The organism is Klebsiella sp. K5-45, from assembly GCF_030128605.1.
GTDB lineage: Bacteria > Pseudomonadota > Gammaproteobacteria > Enterobacterales > Enterobacteriaceae > Klebsiella > Klebsiella quasipneumoniae.
The window spans coordinates 307,119-330,539 of sequence record NZ_JAKUZW010000003.1 but is presented as its reverse complement, the minus strand read 5'-3'; the positions used below and the strand labels follow the sequence as shown (position 1 = coordinate 330,539).

Genomic DNA, 23,421 nt, shown 5'->3' with positions numbered 1-23,421 from the left:
CACTAACGGCTTTCAGGTGCAAAAACGAAGAGGTAATTGCGAGGTAATTATGCCTGGTAAATCTGTAAGAGTAAACAATCCGGAGGTAGCACGTGAGCATGTCACTTATGGCGAAAGCAATGGGGGTCAAAGTGGGAAACTCACTGCGTAAGCTCGTTCTTATCAAGCTGGCCGACAACGCCAACGACAAGGGCGAATGCTGGCCTTCGTATCAACACATTGCTGATCAGTGCGAATGCAGCAAATCCGCTGTTCGCAACCATATTGATGCGCTTGAGGATATGGGGCTGCTCAAGCGTGAAAATCGCGTTGGGGTCAACAACGGGAAGGGTAATACATCCAACGTGTATTATCTGAACCTTGATGCCACCCCTATGCCATCAAAAAGCACAGGGGTATGCCATGAAATAGCACCCCCTATGCCATCTGATGGCACACCCCCTATGCCACCAGATGGCACCAGAACCAGTCACTCTTTTGAACCAGTCACTGAACCAGACTCTCTCTCTGCGCGAGGGAAGTTTATCAGCGAGGCTGCAAAGCGACGGATCGGGATTTCACCCAACGGGGAAATACCTTTCCCTCCTGCCTTCAAGCCATCGGCAGATCACATTGCGATTGCCTCGGAGAAAGGGATCAACATTGAAACCGAGTTGCTGAACTTTCGTGATTATCACCAGGCCCGCGGCACAAAGCTGATCGACTGGAACTCGGCATTCCGGGTATGGCTCAGGAACGCGAGAGTTAATCCGCTTTCCGGGCGCCAGAGAAGCGAATCTGATTCCCCACACTGGAACAGCCCTGAAGGCTGGAAGGACTTCATATGACCGCACAGCTTATGACCGCGATCAGCAATCGCGATGGTGATGCGCTGGCCAGAATGGCCGCAGGGAGCACGGAGCCGCAGAGGCTTCTCGATTTCGAAGCTGAAAGGCTGGTTGACTCTCTGTTCCGTCAGCTGAAGCAGATCTTCCCGGCCTCTACCCAGACTAACCTGCGGACCGATGCCGAAGAGAAGACAGCAAAGCGCCAGTGGATTGCTGCTTTTGCCGAAAACGGAATCCGCACCCGTGAGCAGTTATCCGCCGGCGTACGCCATGCGAGAGCCAGTGAATCGCCGTTCTGGCCATCGCCTGGCCAGTTCATCAAGTGGTGCAAGGACAGCGGCACTGTGCTCGGTGTGACCCTTGTCGACGTGATGAATGAGTTCCACCGCTACAGCCGTGAAAAAGGGCTGCATACCGGCGGTGCTGAGCGCTTCCCATGGTCTCACCCTGTCATGTACTGGGTTGTTACCGATACCCGGCGAGCAATGTACCAGCGCCAGCTCAGCGAGGCAGAAACCGAGAAATATGCCGCTAAAAAGCTGGAAGACTGGGCGCTGAAAGTCGCCGCCGGAGAACAAATACCGTCGCCGGTACTGGCTCTGGAGAACAACCAGGAAGCCATTCCGACAAACCATGTCAGCCGGCAGCAGGGGTTTCACCCTGAAGGCAAAAGCTTCGGATGTATGCCAAGCGCGGCATCGCTCGGTGCGTTAACTCCGGCTCAGTGGCTGCGGGATGAATACCTGCGCGGGAAAGAGAGAGGGCTTATCTGATGAAAAAGAACTCGGGCAAACAAGCCGTTATTAACTTCATCGGCCAGCATCCTGGCTGCAGCTTTCAGGATATCCGCCGCGGTACCGGCCTTGACTCTTCAGTGGTCAATTCCTCCCTGTGGCAGATGCACCGTGACGGACAGGTTAAGCGTGAAGGTGAGTGCAGGAGCTACCGCTACACCCTGATTGACACAACAGCCGTAACCGAAAGCGATCCGTCTGTTCAGTACCGCCATCGTCCTGACGGCGCAAACCCAATGACCAAACTGTTTAACTATTGCCTGGCGGGAGTAAGAAAATGACTATCACACTACAGGCAGTAAACGAGCTCATCGCCTCCCTGGAGAGCGCAGGCGAGCTGTCGATCAGAGAGCAGAAGTTCCTGAAGCTGGCTAAAGAGTTCAGCATTTGCAGCGCTTCACTGGATGCCGCCATAAAAACCGGGAATATGCTGGCAGACCAAAATGCTCAACTGGCTGCGGAGAATGTGGCTCTGGTAGAGGCGCTGGAGAAGGCGCAGACCATCAACGCAGCAGCCGAGAAACTTGTCCGCTGCAAAGGTCGCTATCACAGCGAGCAGAACTATCGCGCACTGGCGGCGCTGTTTGGCGTGAACACTCCAGATCTGCCACCGCTGGATGACGAGTCCCGCGCCGTCACCGTGAAGCTGACCGATATCAATGAGTACCTGGCAGAGGTTCACGATAAAACGCTAAATCGGGCCTTCCGGCTACTGGCTGAAGGTGTGCGTTCTGGTGATGTCGCCGCTATGCGCGCCGCTGGCATCAAGGTGGAGGCTGAGTGATGAAAATGGGTGAACACATGGAGCCGGTTGTCGAGCTCCTGGAAGAACTGAACGGCAACAACACCGACGCCAAATTGAAACTACTCGCCCTGGTTATCTCGGAATACATGCTAAATGCGGATGTTACTGGATTTGAGGTCACCGCAGGGAAGATGAAAGTTTCCGTAGATATAAGCGTGGAGGAATAGCCCAATGACCAAATCAACCATAACCAGAGAGCGCCTGCAGGAATTAGCTGAAGGTCAAAGCGGGTTCAATCTTCGAACTGCCACGCACGAAGAGTCTCAGGAGTTGGCCCGCATGGCGCTAGCCGCAATGGACAGCAGCGAGTCGGTTGAGCTGCCTCTTGACTACCTGCAGGGACACAAAGACGGTCTGGAGTGGGCCGCTCGACTGGCAGAAGCCAATCACCCTGACACCGGAGACTGGCTTTACGATGACCCTATCGAGCTGGCAAAAGCCATTCGCAAAGGTCCAGATATGCCGCCATCGCAGCCGGTAGCGGACAGCGAGCCGGTGGCGTGGACAGATGAACAGGAGTTGCGAGACGTTGATCGTGGTGGTTGCGGGTACCTTTTCACTGTTAACCCTGTTACTCCGCATGCAGACGAGCGCCGAATTATTCTGCTCTATCGCCACGCGCAGCCAGCGCCGGTAGTGCCGAATGGCCTGCGTTTGGCCCTCAGTAACGCCGGTATAGCAGCACCTGAATCAGATGAGATGCTAGCGGCAACCTGTGAAAAGCATATTCAGGCGCTGGTTACCTGGGTGAAGGACAGGAAGCCGTTCCAGTCAGCACCGGTAGTGCCATCTTTTGAAGAATGGCTTTCAGCTGCTAATCGGAAGCCCCTCGGATGGGTTAAAGACGCAATGCGTGAGGCGTATGACGCCTGCCGCGCCGCCATGCTGCAGGAATTAAAAAAAAGTGCAGGAACTGAAGCGATCTGCAGGAGTGACGAAAATGTGCAGGTGCTGCACACCAAATCTCCGGCGCAATCCGATTGCTGCCCGGCGCAAAACAGCGTCACTCCGGCGCAAAACCAAGGATGGATTCCGGTAAGCGAGCGGATGCCCGAAGACCGCACACAGGTAATCCTATGGGATGCTGAAATTGGAGAAGTAACAAGCGGTCACTACAGCCATAAAACACAGACTTTTTATCATTGCGGCGATGCTATCGAAAACGAGATAACCCACTGGATGCTGCCTCCATGCGCCCCGCAGGAGGTGAAGTGATGACGTACATCTTCCTGATTTTCGTCATCAGCAGCAATACATCGAATATGCAGGTGGTTCCCATGCAGAGTATGGAGCAGTGCAAAGCAGCCATTAAGGCGATGAAAGTTGCAGATGACAGGAGGGCGTGGAGCGATATTTCACCACACGTAGATAATATTCAATGCGTAGAGGTGAGCCATGGCTGAGTTACGCGCGGGTGGGTTGGCATTGGTGATCGCGTCTGAAAATAAAAATGAGATTGGTAAATCAGTAACATTGATCCGAAAGGTTTTAAACGGTGAGTTCCATCAATTCCCAAACGGGATTAGCTGCGCAATGAAGACCAATACAGGTGAATCAGGGTGGGTCGTATCTGGTGATGTTTCGATTTACAAAAGCAAGCCATCTGGTGGTATGTGTATTTTCCCATCCAGCCACCTGATGCCCATTGATGGTGACGACTTCAGCAATGAAGACGAGCGCCAGAAGGAGCGGGAGCATGCCTAAATCCCCCGCAGAACGCAAAGCCGCAACCCACCGTTAGGTGGGTTTTTTGTCGTATGGCCTCAACTGAAGAGCAAAACGTGCTGTCCATGCTAAAAACGAAGCTCTTGCAACCACGTCCAGAACGAAGCCAGAAGCTCTACAAGAGGCGAAGATTTGAGATGCATCCTGGTACACGGTGATTTTTCGTGTTTTTGGACGATTTCTAAGGCCATTCTGAGGGCGATAGATTCAACCAAAGGTTGAAGGATTACCATTAAGGTAATAAACTCACCCCAAAGTTAACAACTGAATGCGAGACGATTATGTCAATGACTGAAGGGAATCTTGCCCCAGTTCCAGTTATGAGCAATGAGATAGACTTCAGTGCTGATGTGGTATCCATGACTCCATACCAGACATCAAGTGGAGATGTAGTCAATTTTGCTTTCATGGGACCAAAAGTTTCGCATTTCCTTGATGCATCGGGACAGGTTTCTCAAGCTAAGATTGATATCGTTAAGCTAGGGTCTGTTACGATGACAAAATCTGCCGTTCAGGAATTTCATGAAGCCTTAACAAGCTTAATCAACGAGCGGGGGTGGAAAAAATGATTTGTACTATGCCTATCAAGACATTTTCATCAGGTTCGTTTGATTTGATGATGATTAACCTGATTGGGTTCGGTGATGGGGAAGTGTCCTCTAAAAAGAAACCAGTTACATCTAAACTGTATGTTACTGAATACTCAGGTGTGCTGCCTGTAGCCTCGAACCGATCAAAGATTGCAGTAGAATTTTGGGATGGCCTTTATAATGGTATCCGCGGGCGCTCGAGAAAGAGTGAGCGAGATTTTATCGTTGACCCTTCAATGAGTGTTGATGATATCCTTAAAGCCATTGGTGGCTGATGGATTTAGGGGTCACCAGATGGCATTTAAAGGGACACTTTCTGGATACTTTCGCGATGGCGAAAATGATACTGAATTCTGCACTGACTGGAAATTCTTAACTAAAGAAGAAAAAACTGAAATCATTAATTTCATAAAAGAAATTGCTGAGAAAGAGTTTATCACTGGTAAAAATAAGGAGTCTTGGGTGGATGATAATCACCAGGATATCCCCGGAGCCGATGGTTATAGAGATGAGAACTATTGGCATTACCATTGCGGTCCGGATTGGGCCGGCGGGCGACTGAAAAGTATGACAAAGTGCCTTTTCTTCAACCCTGGCGGAATGGCTTCACAACAGTGTATACACTACTATCCATTAGAAAATGAAGAGAATGAGATAGTTATAATTGGGTATTCAAGAAACCATATCCCTTTTTTGTTGCCTGATGACCCAAATAACAAGTTTTTTTCCTGAACAATCAAACCCGCCATCCGGCGGGTTTTTGCTTTCTGTAACCACTAAATCACAAACCTCACTTCGTCTGGGTTTTTATCGCCTATGCTCGTTTTGCAATTCGGGATTTAGCCCGTCATAATTACCTGGTCAGTCTGGACAACTGACAACTTTACCCCGGCGCCAAGTGGGGACACATGGCGCAAACACTGCAATTTGAGAAAAGTTATCAAAACGTACTGATTCCCGCAGAGCCGGGAACCAGCGAATACCTGCAACTTATCCCCGTAGGGCAACTGCTTTGCGGCGAATTCCGTAAGCCCCGGAATTACGCATTCCACAAGAAGTTCTTCAAGCTTCTGACTCTCGGGTATCACTACTGGACCCCTTCCGGTGGTCTCATTGAGCCCGCGGAGCGTACCCTCATATCCGGGTTTATCGACTTTCTCTCATCCGACCTCGATCAGCGCGCTGCACTCCAGAACGCCTCCGAGATGTATCTCTCATCGGTCGGTATTTCCCGTTCCCGCGATATGGCGCTTCTGAAACACTTCGAATCCTTCCGCGAGTGGGCAACTATTCAGGCTGGCTTTTACGACGAATACCAGATGCCTGACGGCAGCCGTCGTCGTGTCGCAAAGTCGATCTCCTTCGCCAGCATGGACGACAGCCAGTTTAACGGCGTCTACAAATCAGTGCTGAATGTGCTCTGGAACTACATTCTGCGTCGCAAATTCCACTCGCCGGCTGAGGCTGAAAACGCCGCCAGTCAGCTGCTGAGCTTTGCGGGGTGATGGCTATGCAATGTCTTCTCGCCAAAGTAATGGAGCGCGGCATCTTCCGCGTGCCGGCGCGCCGCAAGCGCAAGGTCGAAGTTAAGCCTTCCGACATACCGACCCTTAAAGACTACACAGCCCGTCTGGTCGATAAGAAGTGGCTCCGCCTGAGAGCAAGGAGGCCACATGCGTAAACCTGCACGTCGTAAATGCGCCCACTGCCGCGAATGGTTCCATCCTGCCCGGGAGGGGCAGGTGGTATGCAGTTTTGAATGCGCCAGCGCGATCGGCAAAAAACAGACAGCAAAAGCCCGGGAAGTGGCGAAGGCCAGGGCGGTGAAGCGCCAGCGCGAATTCGAGAAAGAGGGGCGCCAGCGTCGCCGAGCTAAGCGTGAGTCATTCAAGACAAAGGCCCAGTGGGATAAAGAGGCTCAGTCAGCCTTTAACCGGTACATTCGAATTCGTGACGAAGGTAAGCCCTGCGTAAGCTGCGGAAGCCCGCTTATCGGCAAGAGCAACTACCTGACCGGCAGCGCTATTGACGCCAGTCATTACCGTTCCCGCGGCGCAGCGTCTCACCTGAAATTCAACGTGTTCAATGTTCATTCCGCCTGCACCCGCTGCAATCGGCAGTTGAGCGGAAATGCCGTTGAATACCGCATTCACCTGATTGAGCGCATTGGCCAGGATCGCGTTGAGCGCCTTGAGGCTGATAACGTGCCGCGGCGGTTCGACATTCCCTACCTGCAGCGCATCAAATCCATATTCACCCGCAGAGCCCGCGCGCTGGAGAAGCGCCGCGCCCGCCATCAGGAGGCCGCATGAGCCGTGACGTTATCGAACGCATCCGCAACCGCTGGCAAAAGCTCCGCCTCTGTCGGCACCGCGGCACCGTACTGGTTGACTACAAAATATTACGCAATTTCGTCCGTATCTATAAGCGCCTGGGAGAGACAGCATGACAGCTCAATACTTGGAATTTGTTCGCCAGCAGCTGATAGTGGCCACCGCTGATCTGAGCGGTGCGACGAAAGGGCAACTGGTGGCTTTCGCAGAAAACGCACAATTCACCGCTACGGCGCGCAGCCGGGGTAGGAAGAAAGTTTATAGCGAGGTCAAACAACGCATGGTTAACCCATCCAGCCCGCCAATTCCCGGGCAGCAGTCCCGCGCTAAGGGTTCATCAATCGCTCTAGTTCTGCCTGTTGAGTATTCGACGGCCAGCTGGCGCCGGGCTCTGCTGTCGCTGGAAGAGCATCAGAAAGCGTGGCTGCTGTGGAACTACAGCGATAATATCCGCTGGGAGCACCAGGAGACGATCACCCGGTGGGCATGGGAGCAATTCAGCGACAAGCTGGCTGGCGTGCGCATTGCAAAGAAAACAGTCGATCGCCTCCGTCAACTCATCTGGCTGGCGGCGCAGGACGTCAAAGCCGAGCTAGCAGGCCTGGAGGCGTATGAATACCAAAAGCTTGCCGCCCTGGTCGGGGTGACCCCGAAGAACTGGTCAGAAACGTTTACGGAGCGGTGGGAGGAGATGAAAACCACCTTGCGGCGCCTTGATAGCGATTCTCTTTTGCAGGTTACGCGATCACGTTCACAACAAAAGGCGACAAATTTAGACTCAACTCTTGCAAAACTGGATTAAATGCGTCATATTTGAGTCTACTTTGATATGCTGCCTTAACTTTAAGTGGCGGCATGAAGATGATAGTCACATACCAGTTTGTAAAATTAGCCTCGGCATCCCGCCGGGGCTTTTTTATGCCTGCGATCCGGTCAGGGCTCTTGGGTAGAGACGTGCTGCACGACACGTCGACACCCGCCGCGCAAGAACCCTGAACCAGATTAGACTTGCAAGAGCCTTTGGTCGGGCTTGGGGCAGCTGTGAGGTAATGGCTCATTGAGACAGAACGGCCAGAATGCAAAATGCATTCGTACTGTCCCCACCCAATAATGGCCTGACCTGATGACGGGCTCATAATCCAACTTATCAGGGGCGCTGCTGCAACAGCGTCGCAGGCCACCATATCCCTCTACCTTGGGACCATTACGGCTACCGCGCCGTCACTTTTTACCCTTGGTATTTCTTCCCGCCTTGAGCGGGTTTTTTATTGAGCATGCCCAGACCCTCGGGAATCATCCCCGACGTGCTTTGTTGATAAATCAGCCCGCAGGGTCTGGGCCTCTTTTCCCCTTTTACGCACAGCGCCATCCGTCATCAACGGAGGTGAGGTTATGACAAAAATGAGCACCATTTACAGCAGACTTTCATACGGCACCGGGACCGCACTGACGGGCTGCGGTGTCTCAGCAAAGGCGTATGCCGGGGCAGTTAAGGCAGAGGTATGGATTTTGGCCGACAAAATAGCGGGGATGACCCTGAGTGACTGGGCAATTATTGTCGGTATAGCCTGCACCATTACGACCTGTGGGGTGAACTGGTACTACCGGCGGAAAGAACGTGAGGATCGGCTCAATGGCTATGACACCAAAACTGAGGAATAGCGTTATCGCTGCCGTCGGCGGTGGCGCCATAGCCATTGCTTCTGCGCTCATCACCGGCCCAACCGGGAACGATGGTCTTGAAGGTGTGCGATATGTTCCCTATCAGGATGTGGTAGGCGTCTGGACTGTCTGCTATGGCCATACTGGCAAAGACATCATGCTCGGCAAGAAGTACACCGAGGCTGAATGCCGTGCGCTGCTCAATAAAGACCTGAACACCGTCGCCCGCCAGATTGACCCATACATCCAGAAGCCGATCCCCGAGACAATGCGCGGGGCTCTTTACTCGTTCGCCTATAACGTCGGCGCTGGCAATTTCCAGACCTCCACGCTGCTGCGCAAAATTAACCAGGGCGACCAGAAAGGTGCATGTGATCAGCTGCGCCGCTGGACCTACGCCAAGGGTAAGCAGTGGAAGGGTCTGGTAACTCGCCGCGAGATTGAGCGCGAAGTTTGTCTTTGGGGGCAGAAATGAGCCGTTTAGCCGCCATTATCAGTGCCGTTGTGATCTGCCTGATGGTTTGCCTTGGATGGCTGGCAATGCATTACCACAACGCTGCCAGTAAGCAGGAAGCCAGAGCAGAAAACGCTGAGCAGCAGGTAAATACCGCTCAGGCCATCACCTCCAATGTTCTGACAACCATGACCATCTTCAACACCATCGCCGAGGCCAATCAGCATGCAAAAGAGCAGATCGCACTGGACGCATCGGGAGCCTCGGCTGATATCCGGGTTGCTGTTGCGAATGATGATTGCACTAATCGCCCTGTGCCTGCTGGCGCAGTTAAGCGGCTGCAACAATTCGCGAACGGTCTACGTCAAAGTGCCGGTGGTCCCGTTACCAGCCAGCCTGACGGCTGACACCCCGCAACCGGAAATCCCCGACAATCTGACGTGGGGCCAGAGCCTTGATTTAAACGTCAGTCTGCTATCAGCGCTGGGGCAGTGCAACCTGGATAAAGCGGATATCAGGCAAGCAGAGAAAAAACGAGCCTCGCAATAGCGGGGCTTTTTAATGCGTATCGTACACGCAAACCATCGAGAGTCTTTCAGTCGTGAGCCTGAGGAACGCCGTTAAAGGTGGCGACCTCTCTCGGGCGGCGTTCCTGTACGACAGGCTCACACCTAAAGGAAAACAGCATGAAAGTTATCAAGTATTGGAAAGTTCAGCTTCTGCAGTTGTCTCAGCCTTCCGGCAAGCTTCCCGGCATTATCAACGCCCGCACTCTGGTCGAAAGCCTGTTGTTTGAGGGGTACTCGAAAGATAAACCGAAAATTAACCTCGGTTCCGGAGTAAATATTGAGTTGTTTACAGCACCCGATTCGCTGGAAACCCGTATCTTTCGTGACCACCTCGTTGACAGTGTGCGTTGCTTCCCGGTGTGTGAAGATGATGGTGACAAAAGTGAGAGGGTAGAGTTTACCATCTGGCTTGAGCCTCAGATTTACAACTGCCGAGCCGTCATGGGTGGTGCTGGCGCAGCAAAAGCACCTGAAAAGCATGAAGGTGACGACGAAACTGACGGAACTCAGGAAGAACAGACTAAGCCGCCCTCACGCGAAGCCATGATTGAATATATCAAGCAGGCTATCGGGGAAGGCTACCAGCCCAAAACCTGCGATGAGCTCATTAGCAACCATGATCTGATTTGGCTCTTGCATGACGAGGCGGTCGATTATGAATATCGCGCTTGTTGGAACTGGTGCCAAAACTACCACGTATCCGACGTTAATAAGGCTCGCAGTTCCTCCTTCGAAGACGTCGTGAAGCCGGTAATCAAATGGCTTAACGAAAACGCCAACCCTCATACATCAGTGAGCATCGACGCGACCAGTGCTCATCTGCTTACTGGCGAAATCGGCATTCACACGGAAGAGTTCATTAAGGACTGATCGGGCATTACAGAGCCACTTCCAGAGGTGGCTCGATAATGTCACAACGAGGTAAGGACTATGGCAAAACCGGACTGGGGAGCACTGCAACACCAGTTCCTCGCCGAGCATGCCAAAACAGGAATATCCCCGAAAGACTGGTGCGCAGCGCAGGGACTGAATTACTCATCTGCGAAACGCTATATCAAAGTAACGACTTACGGTGCGAATTCGCAAAAAAAAAGTGCGAATAAATCTGCGAATTCGCAGAAGGAGAAAGGCGGGGCCAATAAAAACGGGAAGGTGAAAAAAAACCAGCCCGACACAGGCACCCGCTCAAAATCTCCAGAAACGAAACCGATACGCGGATCACGAACCGCACCGCCGACGAACGCCTTCCAGCCAGGCAACCAGAATGCATTAAAGCACGGTGGCTACGGCCGCAGGATGCTGCTCTCTGACGCTATCACCGAAGATGCCCAGATGCTCACGCTCGACGATGAGTTGTTCTGGTTGCGCGCTGCGAACCTGACTGCTGCGGAGAATATCGGGCGCTGGCAGACAGAGCTGGAGACGGCAGACAGCGAGCAGGTCAAAGATTTGCACGACCTCATATCTCAGGCGCAGAAAGCCATGCATCGCAATACTGCTCGCATTGAATCACTGGAGTACACCAAGGCGGCGATTATCAAGCAGCGCGTTGATGCCGCTTACCGCGAAGCCGCGACCGAAAAGGTTGAGCTCGAAATCGATGTGCTGAAAGACGGCGACAAGGATAACGCGATCGTCGTGCATAACTCGCTGCCTATCCCGGGAAGATAAATCATGGCCGACATTTACCTGCCTACCTTGCATGAAGGGCAATTAAAGGTCTGGGCCGATTCCTGGGATGAGCGACTTAACGCTGTGCGCTGCGGTAGGCGTTGGGGCAAAACCTTCATGCTCGTCAGCGCTGCTGTGTCGTACGCGACCAGCAAATTTAAGCGCCCGGGCATGGACATTGAACTGGGCGGCCGCGTCGGTATCTTCACCGCTGAGTATCGCCAGTATCAGGAGATATTCGACAAACTGGTCGAGGTTCTCCAGCCGCTCATAAAAAGCTCCAGCCGCAGCGAAAAACGAATCCTGCTGAAGAACGGCGGGAAGATTGACTTCTGGGTCACCAACGACAACAAACTGGCCGGTCGTGGTCGTGAGTATGAAATTATCCTGATCGATGAGGCGGCGTTTACCAAGTCGCCTGAAATGCTGAAGGAAATCTGGCCGAAGTCGATTAAGCCGACGCTGCTGACGACGAAGGGCCGGGCCTACGTATTCTCAACGCCTGACGGTGTGGACGAAGAAAACTTCTTTTATGCCATCTGCCATAACAAAGACCTCGGCTTCCATGAGCATCACGCGCCGACGTCATCAAACCCCTTCGTTCCGCCCGAGGAGCTGGAGAAAGAGCGACAGAACAACGACCCTCGCGTTTTCAGGCAGGAGTTCCTGGCCGAGTTCGTCGACTGGTCCGCTGCGTCGCTGTTCGACGTCCGAAAGTGGTTCGAGGGTGAAAACCAGGATCAGCCTGTCGATTACCCTGAGATGTGCCAGGCCGTCTTCGCCGTCATGGATACCGCAGTTAAGGGCGGTACAGAGCATGACGGCACGGCGGTGGTTTACTACGCCGTCGACACCAGGCCAGGCATTCAGCGACTGACCATTCTCGACTGGGATGTGGTGCAGATCGACGGCGCGCTGCTGGAAGAGTGGATTCCGTCAGTTTTCACCCGGTTGAATGAGCTATCCGGCCAGTGCGTCGCTGTAAATGGCAGTCTCGGCGTTTTCATTGAAGACGCCAGCATGGGCAGCATCCTCCTGCAGAAAGGCGAAAGCCTGGGATGGCCGGTCAACAAAATTGAATCCGCCCTGACCAGCAAAGGGAAGGACGAACGCGCCATTATGGCCTCCGGTTATCACTACCGCGGGCTGGCGAAAATTTCCCGATACGCCTACGAGAAGACGGCCGTCTTCAAAGGCGAAACAGCAAACCATCTGCATAAGCAGGTTTCACGATTCCACCTTGCCGATAAGAACGCGCACAAGCGCGCCGACGATTTGCTGGATGATTACACCTACGGGCTGATCATCGCGTTCGGTAGCGGCGACGCACTCTAGCGAGAAAACCAATGAACGAAGATGATATCGCAATCGGCAGTTGCTCGCCGGAGCTGATCACGCTCCTGGACAGCGATGACATTCAGCCGGGTATGTCGGCTGGTTATCAGACCTGCAAAACGATTTACCTCTTCCACCCGTTGGGCGGGAAAATGGTGGATCGCCCGATCAAGATGGCGATGAACGAATCGCGCACCGTTCACATTTCTCAGGCGTATGGCATTGAGCAGCGTCTCCGCGATGCATTTGAGCGGGAGTGGAAAGCGCTGGGCGCCGATAAGCACATCGCTAATGCGGCGCGCATCTCTCGCATTTACGGTGTTTCGGCGATCGCAATGCTGGTTGATAACCAGGAGCCGTCCACGGCGGTGGACTACCGCACGCTGTATAAGCACAACGTGACATTCAACATTCTCGATCCACTGAACACCGCGGGGAGCATCGTGCTTAACCAGGACCCGAACGCGCAGGACTTCCAGAAGGTTGACGGGATCAGGGTGGCGGGCAAGCCGTATCACAAATCCCGCTGCGTTGTGCAGCAGAACGAGGACCCGATTTATCTGGCCTATAACTCTGCGACCTTTGGCTTTACCGGTCGCAGCGTATACCAGCGCGCACTGTTCCCGCTGAAATCCTTCATCCAGACCATGCGCACCGACGACATGGTTGCGGTGAAAGGTGGTCTGCTGATAACCAAAATTGCCGGGGCCGGCGCTGTAGTAAACAAGGTTATGCAGGCTCTTGGCGGCATCAAACGAATGATGCTGAAGAGAGGAAAGACGGGAGAAGTTCTTCAGATTGGTCCGCAGGACGATATCAGCTCGATCGACCTGAGCAATCTGGAAAAGCCGCTCGACTCAGCTCGCAATCACATCCTGGAGAACATCGCGGCTGCAGGAGATATGCCGGCTATCATCCTGAACTCGGAAACGTTCGCCCAGGGCTTCGGAGAGGGCACGGAAGATGCTCGATCGGTTGCGGTCTACATCGACAATATTCGCGAATGGCTTGAGCCGCTGTATGACTATTTCATCCGCATTTGCCAGTACCGCGCGTGGAGCATTGAGTTCTTCCAGTCGCTGCGTGCTGACTTCCCGGATCTGAAAAACACCTACAGCCTGTACTTCTCCTCATGGATTAACAACTTCGAATATCGCTGGCCGTCATCCCTGAAAGAGCCAGAAAGCGAAAAAGTGAAGGTCGATGAAACCCGCTTTAAGGCGATCGTCAGCATGCTGGAAGTGCTGCTTCCCCAGGTCAACACGGATGATGAGAACCGCGCTCTGCTTATCGAGTGGGCGCAGGCCAACGCGAACGCTAACGAAAACCTTTTCCCGCAGCGGCTCGATCTCGATATCGACTCGTTAAAGGCTAATCGGCCTCAACAGACGCAGGGAGAAGAGCCCGGCGGCGGGATGATGCTATGAAGACTTTCACGCGTACCGTACGTGAGGCGGTGAAGTTTTTTCTGCGCAATGGCTACACCTCGCGGCAGGAGCTGGAGCAATGGCAGGCCATTATCCGGCAGGCGGCCGAAAGCGAAACCGATGACGACTACATGAGCATGGTGTCAGATCGGTTGCGTAAGACCTATGACCTGCAGGTGAGCAAGGCTGGAGCGCTGGAGCGCCACAAGGGTCTTTCACGCTTCACTTTGAACTACATGGAGCCGAAGTTACGCAGTGAGCTGGATCGCCGCATCCTGGCCAGCGCTGACCTGATAAAGCTGAATCGCACCGCGGCGATTAACAAAACCGTGCAGCGTTTCAGCGGTTGGGCAACCAGCATACCGGTGCAGGATTATGTCGGTGGCGGTCTGTCACCATCGTCGCGAAGCGGGGTTAACTACAACTGCGATCATATCCAGAAGAGTGCCCAGCAGGTCGACTATGAAGCGCGCCGCGTGATGATTGACCAGAGCCATAAGCTGATCGCCAATATCGACAACATCATCGCGACGAGCAATAACGCGATTGCTGCCGAATGGCATAGCCACTGGCGCCAGCCAGGGTACGACTACCGGGAAGATCACAAGGAACGTGACAAGCTGGTCTATCTCATCCGCGGAAACTGGGCGCAGAAAAATGGCTATGTCAAAGCTGGCCCTGCCGGCTATCTCGACGAAATCACGCAGCCTGGCGAAGAGGTTTTCTGTCGGTGCTACGTCACCTATCTCTACAACCTCCGCAGCATTCCCGAGGACATGCTGACCCAGAAGGGTCGCAAGTTCCTGGAGTCCATGAAAGCAGCATAGGAGCATTAACACGTGGCTATTTTTGGCAGCGGGATAATGTTCCGTCAGGGGAAGTTCGTCTTCCTGATCCAGCGCTCGGATGATGGCACATGGTGCCAGCCGGGCGGGACGATAGAGCCGGGAGAGTTAGCCATAGACGCCGCACGGCGCGAGGTGCTGGAGGAAACAGGCTATCAGTACGATGGCCCGCTGACGCCGCACAGCGTACATGGTGACTACCTGACCTACCGCGCCGACGTGCCGGAGCAGTTCGAAGCGAAGATAAACGACGAATCGCTGGCCGCCGGATGGTTCCATATTGACGATCTGCCAAAGCCGCTTCATCAGCCATTCGCTGAAATGCTGGCGCAGCAGGCGCTCAACGAAACCGACGTGGCCGCGCTCATCGCTGACGGAACGCTCAGCAGCCCGCAATATTTTTACAACATGTGGATGTTCGCCATTCGGGTGACCGGAACAGGGGTTACCTGGCGATCTGCAGATCAGGAGATGACGTTCCGTAACCCGGACGACTATCTCACCCCGGAATTTCTCCAGCGGGTAGCTGGCGTACCACTTATCTGGCTTCACCCCGAAAAAAGAACACTTGATAGCGACGAGTTCTCAAAGCGCGTTATTGGCACCCTGACAAATGCCTGGGTTGCCGATAAGGGCGAAGTGTGGGCCGTTGCGCGTGTGTACGACGCCGAAGCTGCTGAAATTATGGCAACAAGGCAATTAAGCACCTCGCCAACTGTGAAGTTCTCAGAGGTTGCTCAATCAATCATTGTCGACGGTCAGCCTCTACTGGTGGAGCCATCCCCCGAGCTGCTCGACCACGTTGCAATTTGTGAACAGGGCGTATGGGACAAGCTCCTTAACCCCACCGGTGTTAAATCTGATTCCATTCCCAAAGAGGCTGAAAATATGGATAAGGAAGAACTCGTAGCGCTGATTAATCAGACGCTCGATGCACGTATGGCGAAGGCTGATTCAGAAGCAGCAGACCTGAAAGCCAAAGCTGATGCCGAAGAAGCAGCCAAAAAAGAAAAGGCTGATGCTGAGGCAAAAGAAGCGGAAGAGGCAAAAGCCAAAGCCGACGCGGAAGAAAAAGCCGCTAAGGAAAAAGCTGACGCTGAAGCCAAAGAAAAGGCAGATGCCGAAGCGGCTGAGAAAATGGCAAAAGAAAAGGCCGACTCTCAAATCCTCCAGGAAATTGCTGAGCTTCGCTCCCGCATTCCTACCGAACTGAGCGACGAAGAGCGCAACGAAGTTGCAGAAGCGCAGGTGAAAGCCGATAGCGTCTTCTCCAGCTTTGGCAAGCGCGCTCCGATCCCGCTGTCCGGTGAAAAACCGATGGCGTATCGCCGCCGCCTGATGATTCAACTGCAGGAGCATTCGCCGGACTACAAAGCCGTCGATCTCTCTGCCATCGCTGATTCTCAACTGCTGAGCACTGCCGAAAAGCATATCTACGCTGATGCCCAGAAGGCGGCCAGCCTGTCAGTCGGCCCGGGCATGTTGCGCGAGATTAAGCGCGCTGATGCAACTGGCCGCCAGATCAGCACCTTTGAAGGCGATCCCGCCGTCACCTGGGCGCCGTTCCAGTCTGGCAAGCGTCAGGTCACCAGTTTTAACAACCAGGCTTAACGGGAGCTCTGAAGCATGGCTAATTTATCTCTTAACCCGATGGCGACCACTAATGCCGCTGGTTCCTTCGGTGTGCAGTCTGATGGCTTCATTCAGGGCGTTGCTCTGGATGATCCGGCAAACCGCTTTAATCTGGCGTCCGGCACCGTCGCCGCCACCGAAACCAAGCCGCTGTGGGGTGGCCTGCCGGTTGCCGAGTTGCTGCCCGGCGTGAATTCCAGTCCTCGCGGGTCGACTATTCGTCGCGCTGCGTCACTGGCTGAGCTCGAAGGCTTCACCGTCTTCAACCAGGCCCACAACGGGCTTACCACTCCGCAATCACCAGTTCCGCTGTATGCGTCCGGCATGAGCGTTTCATTCTATCGCCTTGGCTCCAACATGCGCGTTCCGCTGAAAGCTTCAGCGCAGGTGGTCGCGCTGGGGACCGCTGGCGCATCGGTGAAAACGCCGCTGGCATGGGACTTCGTCAACAACCAGGTGACCACCGCAGCCGCGGCGGCTTTTGCCGGTGCTGACATTGCCACCACTGCCGTGACCTACTCGAACGGCGTGGCAACCGCCACCACCGCCTCCGCGCATGGGCTGACTGCTGGCCAGTACGTGAAGATCAGCGGCGTAGCTCCGGCGGCCTATAACGGCACCGTCGTTGTGCTGTCCGTGCCGAATGCGACAACCTTCACCTATGCGCCTGCCAGTGCACCGGGCGGCTCCGCGACCACGCAGGGCAATATCGGCGCTGTGGCTCAGGCAGACATCACCCTGCCGGTGAAAGTCATCTCCATCGAGAGCGGGAACTCGAAAACTGTCAACTATGACAGCGCGACGGGCTTCCTTACCTGGAACAACACCGACAGCTGCGCGCTGGTCTTACTTTAATCGGGAGCTTTAAATGGCTGCAATTACCCCCAGCTACACCATCGTCAACCCGTCGTACATTGCGCCGGAGTTGATCATTGGTTACCAGCAGGCGTCCGGTGCGTTCGAAACCATCGCCAGCGGTAACCCGCAGGTCCGCCTTGGCGTAGGCGACCAGTACGTTTATATGCGCCGCCTGGATATTCGTACCCAGGTAACCTCCAGCCAGTCCGGCAATGCCAACCAGCTGCCGAGCGTGGCGCTCGAGGCGCGCATGATCTCCACTCCAACCTACCTGTTCCGCTGCCGTGGTATCTACGATCACCACGACACCGCGGCGGCCGGTAACTGGAACGTGGCTCTGCCAGAAGCTCAGCGTCTCGGCATGCGTCAGGGCATCTTCCAGCAGTTGCGCTCAGCGCTGCTGTACGGCATGAACCCAGCGGGCGGCGAAGGTCTGCTGAACACTGCAGGCGCGACCACCGAAACCCTGCCGCCGGACAGCAACAGCAACACCACTGTGCTGACCTATGACCACGGACAGATGGCGGTCTATCTGCTGGGCCATGTACAGGCCGCGCTGACCCGCACCATGCAGTTGGGTCGCCAGCAGCGTGTCGTTATCCTCGGGCCGCAGCGCGTGCTGGGCGCGATGGAAATTCAGCAGATCGTTCAGCTGACCTCTTATCAGCGTCCTGGTGGTGGTACTGATACCGTCGGCGGCACCGTGAAAGAGGTTCTCCGTGGCGCGAATGTCCAGGTTGACTGGGTGTACGACGACACGCTGATCGGCGCAGGTGCCGGCGGTACTGACGCGGTGGTTATCACCATCCCGGAAGTGGAAGTGCCGATGGTTAACTCTACCGTGAACACCAACGAATTCGCCAAACTGAGCCCGTCTCTGGCGGCGAATGCCCTGATGTTCACCGACATGGCGGCACCGATGGAAATCCCGACGCCAATCCCCGGGGGCGCTATCGACGTGCTGTCAGAAATGCGCTCTACGGCTGGCTGGGCAGTACGTCCGGAAGCTATCACCATCCTGTCGATGGCATACAACTCCTAAAACGCGAAATTGAGAAGTGCTTAAGCCTCTGCATGGTTCGCCGTGCAGGGGCTTTTTTACGAGGGTAAACAATGAAACTGTACATCGCCAACACTACCAAGCAGCGCCACATCTTCACCTTCCGCCAGCTGGAAACCGGGCGCCTCCGCCAGATCCCCATTGAGCACGGTTCGCAGATGCAGGTTCTGGATGGCTCGACCGAAGAAGTCGAAGCGGTTATTCAGCATCATCAGGTTTACGGCCTGGTCGACTCAACCAAAATCGATCAGAGCCAGGCATTTGTCGGCCTGTGTTACAGCATCAACAAACCCGTTTCCGCCAGCGTTATTGAGAAAACCATTCGCGATAACGATGGCCATCTGACCCGCGGAGCTCATAACCGCCGGCAGGCATCTGTCGCCGCACTGGATAACACACTGCGCGAAAGTGGTATCGGCTACGAGGGTGACATGGAATTCAGCGCAGAGCAGGCCAAGGGGCGCGATGACCATTCTGACGATCCGACCATCAACGAAAAAATTGTCACGCCGAAAGCCGGGAGCAAGAAGAAATGACCACCAGTCTGTCGGGATTTATCGAATTCGTTCGATCTGATATGGGCATCACCCCCGACCAGGTTCCCGACGACTCGCCGTCTTTTTCTCTCGCCTATGGCGGCGCCGTTGAATGGGTAAACCCTGACATCGCGTGCGTTATGCCGAACATGTACAGCATCGCGGTTTATAACCTTGGGGCGTCGTTTCTCATCAATTACGGGACAGAGGCCGTGTTCGCCAATTTCCGTAGTCAGTATGGGCTGAATGACTTCAAAGCCGGGGTTATTACGGGCGCCGGGGATAACTCTACCAGCGCACAGCGCCTGGTCCCTGATTTCTTCAAAGACCTGTCGCTGGCAGACCTGCAGATGCTCCAGGACCCGTGGGGCCGTCGCTACCTGATGATCGCTCAGCAGTTCGGGAGCCTGTGGGGCTTGTCATGATCACCTTTCATCTGGGCGTTATCGATATCCCCTACGAGGACGAGGACACCACGACGGGGAGCGTAGCGGAAGAGCTGGAAGCAAGGTATCAGATTATGCAGACGTTCTTTGACCGCTACGGGAACGACATCGCTGACCTGATGAGCAAAGACCTGGCCGCAGCGTTTGAAAACATGTTCGCTGGCGCGCCGCCGGCAAAAGACCCGCTCGCTGAGTCAATGTCCAAAGTTCACGATCTCTTTGTCGGCTTCCTCGATAACACCGAGATGAACGGCCTCCCTGGAGTTCCAACGCGCCGCGCGCTTGAGGGTATATCGAAGCGCTTTAAAGGCAAAAAGGGGCCGCCGCGCCCTTCGTTCATTGACACAGGAACCTATCAGGCAGCTATGCGCGCCTGGGTAAGCGGGGTGCTGAATGCCTTCCCTGAGTGAGTTACAGAACGCCAAAACCGAGCTTAACGCTACCCTGACTCAGGGTCTGGATGATCTGAGCCGGTTTCAGGTGGTGACGTTCACGAAGTACATCAGAAAGGTGCTTCCGCTCGATGGCTTCGTGTTCTGGGTGAAAGCCTCGGTCCTGTCTGACGATCCGAACAATGGGCCGGACACGGTGGATGTGAAGGGCTATCTGCACCTGACGACAGAAACCATTCAGGACGACGAGCAGCTGTACGATCGCAACGTGGTGACGTTCACCGCGCAGGCGGACATTGACCCGTTTAACGACATCGGGTCAGAGGTGCTGTACATCGGCGAGTTTTTTGGCGTTCAGTTCTCATTCTCCCGGCGTACCGGGCTGAATGAGCCGGCGAACCTGTACCACTACACCGGAGAGGCGATTTTCCCGCACATGCGGTCGCAGATCATCAACTCTGCGGATGACATAGACCTCTCTGACGTAGTGGTGTCGAGCTCGTTGCCGATCTGGCTGACCCTGAATCAGTACATGCCGATGTTCCCGGCGATGCTCTCAACGCAGAACCTTTCGCCGCCCTATGCGACAGTGAAATGCAGTAACACGTCACCGATCGCCGGCGCGTTCTATCTGGACGAGAAGCAAAACCAGTATCAGCTGGTATCGGAAGATGTGACGCTTTCGGTCACCGGCCTGCGTAACGCCAGCATTGAAGACTTTGTGCGGTATGTGCAGGACTACACAACAGGCGATGCCCCGGAGATGGGGATCATGAATATTCCCGTCGTGCAGGATGAGCGAGTCACTCAGAACGAGCTCAACATCATCGCCATGCGTAAGACCATCAAATTCAAAATCAATTATTACCAGCAACGGATGCGTAACTTAGCGCGCCAGCTGATCACGTCTGCAATTCCGTCCATTGACCCGGAGAAATAAGTAAATGGCAATTGTTAATATTAACGTGTCGGTGACGAATCCGCCGAAGCCCTCGCAGTTGTTAAAGTCCGGGGCGATGATTTCTATGGGCGGCACGACGCTGAATGCCGGTGAATATCAGCTGCTGACCAGTGAAACCGACCTGGCCGACATTCTCGCACCGGCGAAGACTATCTCAACGCTCGCCTGGACTACTGGCGTGGTAACCGTCACGCTGGCTGCCGCTCACGGATGGACTAACGGGTCACAGGTCCCGGTGATCATCTCCGGAGCGACTCCATCGGGTTACAATGGCGCCTTTACCGCTACGGTGACAGGTACCAACACCTTCACCTATCCGCTGACGGCCAACCCAGGCACCGCAACGGCAATGGGTACGGTAAAAACGGTAGTACAGACCGAAATTTCCCAGATGAATACCTCGTTCTGGGCTCAGGGGAAAACGCGGGCAGTTTATGTGCTGGAACTGGGCGATGTGTCTATGGAAGCGGCTGTCGCAGCGCTGACAACCTTCATTGCTGAAGACGTCTCTCTGGGCAACACCTACCAGAAGTTTTTCTCCTATCTGGTGCCGCGCGAATGGGATTCGGTCGATGAATTTAAAACCCTGACCGGGCTTTATACCTCGCCGGGCAGCCTGGTTTACTTCTTTGTCACCACAACGATCGCTACCTATCAGGATTGGGTCGCGACGAAAAACAAAACTGTCTTTGCCGGCGTCGAGGCTCCGGATATTCCGGCGAGCGAGTTTTCCATGGCCGGCCCGTTCCAGTCATCCCTGGCGAACGACCCGGGTTCGAGCAACATGGTACCGCCGATGTCGTACCGCTTTATGTACGGCCTGACGGCGTACCCTCTGGAAGGCAACAGCGCGCTGCTGAAATCGCTGCAGGACAACAACATCAACTACATCGGCACCGGCGCAGAAGGTGGTCTCAGCAACAAAGTTCTGTTCACCGGGCGCATGCTCGACGGGAACCCGTTCAACTACTGGTATTCGGTGGCGTGGACGGCGATCAACCTTGAACTCGACCTGGCGAATGAAATTATCAACGGCTCCAACACGACCGTTAACCCGCTGTACTACGAGCAGAAGGGCATTGACCGCCTGCAGCGTCGCGCGCTGAAAACCTTGCGTAATGGCATCAGCTACGGGCTGATCCTCGGACGCGTCATTGACACGCAACTGACGCAGGAAGATTTCAATACCGAGTATGACAAAGGCACGTACGCCGGCAACGCCGTGATCAACGCCGTTCCGTTCAGTAACTACAACAGCCTGAACCCCTCCGATTACCAGGAAGGCAAATATAACGGGCTGAGCGCCGTCATGACGCCGCGCCGCGGCTTCGAATCCATCACGTTTAACGTGAACGTAACGAACTTTGTAGGGGCGTAAAAAATGGCGAACCCATTAGTACAGCAGGGCTTTCTTAACCGCGTACGCGGGGCTCTTTCCGTCACGGATACACCGGCGCTGAACGTCTCGGCGTCGTACCTGGCAAAGGACGGCATTAGCCTGCGTCCGGATGGCCCAGCGACCGACATCATCCCTACGATGACCGGCACCGTAGGCAGCCAGGCGCCGTATCAGCAGGTAACGCTGACCGTGCATCTCCTGAAAACGCAGGGGCTGGGCGAAAGCTACCGGCAGCGCTTTTTAACCGACACGTCGCTGGGTGAAATCGTGGTGACACCGGATGCAACGACGTTCGGCAATATCACGCTGCTCAACTGCTATCTGGTCAACTTTAACGAGCTGGCTTTCAGCGGGATGGACCCGGCTTTTGTGGTAACCATCGGTGGCTATATGGTCACTAACGACAACATGTGGGTGTAATGCATGAAAATTGACAAGAAACTGAATCTGGTCACCAGCGTTACCCGCGAAGACGGCTCGATCGTATACCTGCATGTGACGCCGTTTCCCTATGAGGTGGTGGAAGAGCACTGCATCCTGCTGGGGAACCTGTTCACCAAATTCATCTCGCAGGTTGGTGGTCTTGGCGCCGCCAGAATCGCAGCGATGATGCTGAGGCAGAGCCTGAAAGCGGAAATTGATAACGGTCGGACTGGCCCGAACATCGTTGATGAAATTCAGCGATTGACGGTCGTTATCCATAACGTCGGCGGCCAGTGGAAAAGCACGCCCCTTGAGGTGGCATTCAATCAGGGGATTATCGACCCTGATGAGTATCGCGAGGTCGAAGGCGAAGTGGTTTTTTTTATGGTTTCCTCTGCTATTCAGAAGGCAAACCTGATCGCGCCGACCGTCGGAACGGTAATCAAAATGTACGATGGGCAACTAACCTCATCGAGCGGTACGGCGTTCCGCGATTCGTTGCAGACGTCGAAGCCGGATACCGATACCCCGACCCAGAATGCCCAGCCGGAAACGTCATTTATACCCTCTTAGACTGGGCGTCTAATGAGGGCTTCTGGCAGGTGATAAGGGAGATCACCGGCGAGGAGTATGCCAGCCCGGCGCAGTACCGGCAGCGCTACCTTCTCGCCGCGCTC

35 protein-coding genes are annotated in these 23,421 nt (G+C 54.6%); all 35 read left to right on the top strand.

Annotated features, from left to right (window positions below; all coding sequences use genetic code 11):
• The first annotated feature begins 98 nt into the window (after positions 1 to 98).
• The 35 genes from MKS11_RS08315 (at position 99) to MKS11_RS08145 (ending at position 23,317) form a co-directional block, all read left to right on the top strand.
• The gene (locus MKS11_RS08315) at positions 99 to 827 is read left to right on the top strand and encodes a helix-turn-helix domain-containing protein (RefSeq protein WP_284109505.1); all 729 of its coding nucleotides are present in this window, start codon (positions 99 to 101) and stop codon (positions 825 to 827) included.
• The gene (locus MKS11_RS08310) at positions 824 to 1,600 is read left to right on the top strand and encodes a replication protein P (protein ID WP_004178817.1); all 777 of its coding nucleotides are present in this window, start codon (positions 824 to 826) and stop codon (positions 1,598 to 1,600) included. Before MKS11_RS08315 ends, MKS11_RS08310 begins: the two co-directional genes overlap by 4 nt.
• On the top strand, positions 1,600 to 1,902 hold the full coding sequence (locus tag MKS11_RS08305) for a helix-turn-helix domain-containing protein (RefSeq protein WP_095463523.1): 303 nt from the start codon (positions 1,600 to 1,602) through the stop codon (positions 1,900 to 1,902). Before MKS11_RS08310 ends, MKS11_RS08305 begins: the two co-directional genes overlap by 1 nt.
• The gene (locus MKS11_RS08300) at positions 1,899 to 2,405 is read left to right on the top strand and encodes a hypothetical protein (RefSeq protein ID WP_284109492.1); all 507 of its coding nucleotides are present in this window, start codon (positions 1,899 to 1,901) and stop codon (positions 2,403 to 2,405) included. The genes MKS11_RS08305 and MKS11_RS08300 overlap by 4 nt, the downstream gene beginning before the upstream one ends.
• Positions 2,405 to 2,593, top strand: coding sequence for a hypothetical protein (locus MKS11_RS08295; protein WP_023339691.1), 189 nt, complete (start codon positions 2,405 to 2,407; stop codon positions 2,591 to 2,593). Before MKS11_RS08300 ends, MKS11_RS08295 begins: the two co-directional genes overlap by 1 nt.
• Positions 2,594 to 2,597: 4 nt before the next feature.
• A complete protein-coding gene (locus MKS11_RS08290; protein ID WP_284109491.1) occupies positions 2,598 to 3,641 on the top strand; it encodes a DUF551 domain-containing protein in 1,044 nt (347 codons plus the stop codon).
• Positions 3,641 to 3,829 carry a hypothetical protein gene (locus tag MKS11_RS08285; protein WP_284109504.1) on the top strand — a complete coding sequence of 63 codons (189 nt, stop codon included), beginning with the start codon at positions 3,641 to 3,643 and terminating at the stop codon, positions 3,827 to 3,829. The genes MKS11_RS08290 and MKS11_RS08285 overlap by 1 nt, the downstream gene beginning before the upstream one ends.
• Positions 3,822 to 4,130: a hypothetical protein gene (locus tag MKS11_RS08280; RefSeq protein ID WP_284109490.1), complete on the top strand. Its 309-nt coding sequence runs from the start codon at positions 3,822 to 3,824 to the stop codon at positions 4,128 to 4,130. Before MKS11_RS08285 ends, MKS11_RS08280 begins: the two co-directional genes overlap by 8 nt.
• A gap of 302 nt (positions 4,131 to 4,432) precedes the next feature.
• Positions 4,433 to 4,720, top strand: a complete 288-nt coding sequence (locus MKS11_RS08275) for a hypothetical protein (protein WP_135717520.1) — start codon at positions 4,433 to 4,435, stop codon at positions 4,718 to 4,720.
• Positions 4,708 to 5,016, top strand: coding sequence for a hypothetical protein (locus tag MKS11_RS08270; protein ID WP_135717519.1), 309 nt, complete (start codon positions 4,708 to 4,710; stop codon positions 5,014 to 5,016). Before MKS11_RS08275 ends, MKS11_RS08270 begins: the two co-directional genes overlap by 13 nt.
• Before the next feature lie 19 nt (positions 5,017 to 5,035).
• Entirely contained in the window at positions 5,036 to 5,473 is a 438-nt protein-coding gene (locus MKS11_RS08265; protein ID WP_086627755.1) for a hypothetical protein, read from the top strand.
• 176 nt (positions 5,474 to 5,649) lie between these two features.
• Entirely contained in the window at positions 5,650 to 6,246 is a 597-nt protein-coding gene (locus MKS11_RS08260; protein ID WP_023283341.1) for a DUF1367 family protein, read from the top strand.
• A 5-nt stretch (positions 6,247 to 6,251) separates the two neighbouring features.
• Complete coding sequence (locus MKS11_RS08255; protein ID WP_032413853.1) at positions 6,252 to 6,422, top strand: NinE family protein; 171 nt, start codon at positions 6,252 to 6,254, stop codon at positions 6,420 to 6,422.
• Positions 6,415 to 7,053: a recombination protein NinG gene (locus MKS11_RS08250; protein WP_284109489.1), complete on the top strand. Its 639-nt coding sequence runs from the start codon at positions 6,415 to 6,417 to the stop codon at positions 7,051 to 7,053. The genes MKS11_RS08255 and MKS11_RS08250 overlap by 8 nt, the downstream gene beginning before the upstream one ends.
• Positions 7,050 to 7,190: a YlcG family protein gene (locus tag MKS11_RS08245; RefSeq protein ID WP_211775953.1), complete on the top strand. Its 141-nt coding sequence runs from the start codon at positions 7,050 to 7,052 to the stop codon at positions 7,188 to 7,190. Before MKS11_RS08250 ends, MKS11_RS08245 begins: the two co-directional genes overlap by 4 nt.
• Complete coding sequence (locus MKS11_RS08240; RefSeq protein ID WP_211775952.1) at positions 7,187 to 7,876, top strand: bacteriophage antitermination protein Q; 690 nt, start codon at positions 7,187 to 7,189, stop codon at positions 7,874 to 7,876. The genes MKS11_RS08245 and MKS11_RS08240 overlap by 4 nt, the downstream gene beginning before the upstream one ends.
• A gap of 590 nt (positions 7,877 to 8,466) precedes the next feature.
• Positions 8,467 to 8,736: an HP1 family phage holin gene (locus MKS11_RS08235; protein WP_012542609.1), complete on the top strand. Its 270-nt coding sequence runs from the start codon at positions 8,467 to 8,469 to the stop codon at positions 8,734 to 8,736.
• On the top strand, positions 8,714 to 9,211 hold the full coding sequence (locus MKS11_RS08230) for a lysozyme (RefSeq protein WP_284109503.1): 498 nt from the start codon (positions 8,714 to 8,716) through the stop codon (positions 9,209 to 9,211). Before MKS11_RS08235 ends, MKS11_RS08230 begins: the two co-directional genes overlap by 23 nt.
• Complete coding sequence (locus MKS11_RS08225) at positions 9,208 to 9,597, top strand: DUF2570 domain-containing protein (protein WP_284109488.1); 390 nt, start codon at positions 9,208 to 9,210, stop codon at positions 9,595 to 9,597. The genes MKS11_RS08230 and MKS11_RS08225 overlap by 4 nt, the downstream gene beginning before the upstream one ends.
• Positions 9,482 to 9,739, top strand: coding sequence for an Rz1 lytic protein (locus MKS11_RS08220; protein ID WP_284109487.1), 258 nt, complete (start codon positions 9,482 to 9,484; stop codon positions 9,737 to 9,739). Before MKS11_RS08225 ends, MKS11_RS08220 begins: the two co-directional genes overlap by 116 nt.
• Before the next feature lie 137 nt (positions 9,740 to 9,876).
• Positions 9,877 to 10,629, top strand: coding sequence for a hypothetical protein (locus MKS11_RS08215; protein WP_284109486.1), 753 nt, complete (start codon positions 9,877 to 9,879; stop codon positions 10,627 to 10,629).
• Positions 10,630 to 10,689: 60 nt separating this feature from the next.
• A complete protein-coding gene (locus MKS11_RS08210; RefSeq protein WP_284109485.1) occupies positions 10,690 to 11,430 on the top strand; it encodes a hypothetical protein in 741 nt (246 codons plus the stop codon).
• Between the two features lie 3 nt (positions 11,431 to 11,433).
• Complete coding sequence (locus tag MKS11_RS08205) at positions 11,434 to 12,765, top strand: terminase large subunit domain-containing protein (RefSeq protein ID WP_284109484.1); 1,332 nt, start codon at positions 11,434 to 11,436, stop codon at positions 12,763 to 12,765.
• An 11-nt stretch (positions 12,766 to 12,776) separates the two neighbouring features.
• The gene (locus MKS11_RS08200) at positions 12,777 to 14,192 is read left to right on the top strand and encodes an anti-CBASS protein Acb1 family protein (protein ID WP_284109482.1); all 1,416 of its coding nucleotides are present in this window, start codon (positions 12,777 to 12,779) and stop codon (positions 14,190 to 14,192) included.
• Positions 14,189 to 15,019 carry a hypothetical protein gene (locus tag MKS11_RS08195; RefSeq protein WP_064174991.1) on the top strand — a complete coding sequence of 277 codons (831 nt, stop codon included), beginning with the start codon at positions 14,189 to 14,191 and terminating at the stop codon, positions 15,017 to 15,019. Before MKS11_RS08200 ends, MKS11_RS08195 begins: the two co-directional genes overlap by 4 nt.
• 12 nt (positions 15,020 to 15,031) lie before the next feature.
• Positions 15,032 to 16,648, top strand: a complete 1,617-nt coding sequence (locus MKS11_RS08190; protein ID WP_135725379.1) for an NUDIX hydrolase — start codon at positions 15,032 to 15,034, stop codon at positions 16,646 to 16,648.
• Between the two features lie 15 nt (positions 16,649 to 16,663).
• Entirely contained in the window at positions 16,664 to 17,524 is an 861-nt protein-coding gene (locus MKS11_RS08185; protein WP_284109481.1) for a hypothetical protein, read from the top strand.
• A 13-nt stretch (positions 17,525 to 17,537) separates the two neighbouring features.
• Positions 17,538 to 18,569: a DUF2184 domain-containing protein gene (locus MKS11_RS08180; RefSeq protein WP_284109480.1), complete on the top strand. Its 1,032-nt coding sequence runs from the start codon at positions 17,538 to 17,540 to the stop codon at positions 18,567 to 18,569.
• 71 nt (positions 18,570 to 18,640) lie between these two features.
• Positions 18,641 to 19,123, top strand: coding sequence for a hypothetical protein (locus MKS11_RS08175; protein WP_017898838.1), 483 nt, complete (start codon positions 18,641 to 18,643; stop codon positions 19,121 to 19,123).
• Complete coding sequence (locus MKS11_RS08170) at positions 19,120 to 19,548, top strand: hypothetical protein (RefSeq protein WP_065801574.1); 429 nt, start codon at positions 19,120 to 19,122, stop codon at positions 19,546 to 19,548. Before MKS11_RS08175 ends, MKS11_RS08170 begins: the two co-directional genes overlap by 4 nt.
• On the top strand, positions 19,545 to 19,979 hold the full coding sequence (locus MKS11_RS08165) for a hypothetical protein (protein ID WP_017898836.1): 435 nt from the start codon (positions 19,545 to 19,547) through the stop codon (positions 19,977 to 19,979). Before MKS11_RS08170 ends, MKS11_RS08165 begins: the two co-directional genes overlap by 4 nt.
• Entirely contained in the window at positions 19,963 to 20,901 is a 939-nt protein-coding gene (locus MKS11_RS08160; protein ID WP_284109479.1) for a hypothetical protein, read from the top strand. Before MKS11_RS08165 ends, MKS11_RS08160 begins: the two co-directional genes overlap by 17 nt.
• Positions 20,902 to 20,905: 4 nt before the next feature.
• Complete coding sequence (locus tag MKS11_RS08155; RefSeq protein ID WP_284109478.1) at positions 20,906 to 22,300, top strand: hypothetical protein; 1,395 nt, start codon at positions 20,906 to 20,908, stop codon at positions 22,298 to 22,300.
• A 3-nt stretch (positions 22,301 to 22,303) separates the two neighbouring features.
• Positions 22,304 to 22,741: a hypothetical protein gene (locus MKS11_RS08150; protein WP_284109477.1), complete on the top strand. Its 438-nt coding sequence runs from the start codon at positions 22,304 to 22,306 to the stop codon at positions 22,739 to 22,741.
• A gap of 3 nt (positions 22,742 to 22,744) precedes the next feature.
• Positions 22,745 to 23,317 carry a hypothetical protein gene (locus tag MKS11_RS08145; RefSeq protein ID WP_148619372.1) on the top strand — a complete coding sequence of 191 codons (573 nt, stop codon included), beginning with the start codon at positions 22,745 to 22,747 and terminating at the stop codon, positions 23,315 to 23,317.
• Positions 23,318 to 23,421: the final 104 nt, after the last annotated feature.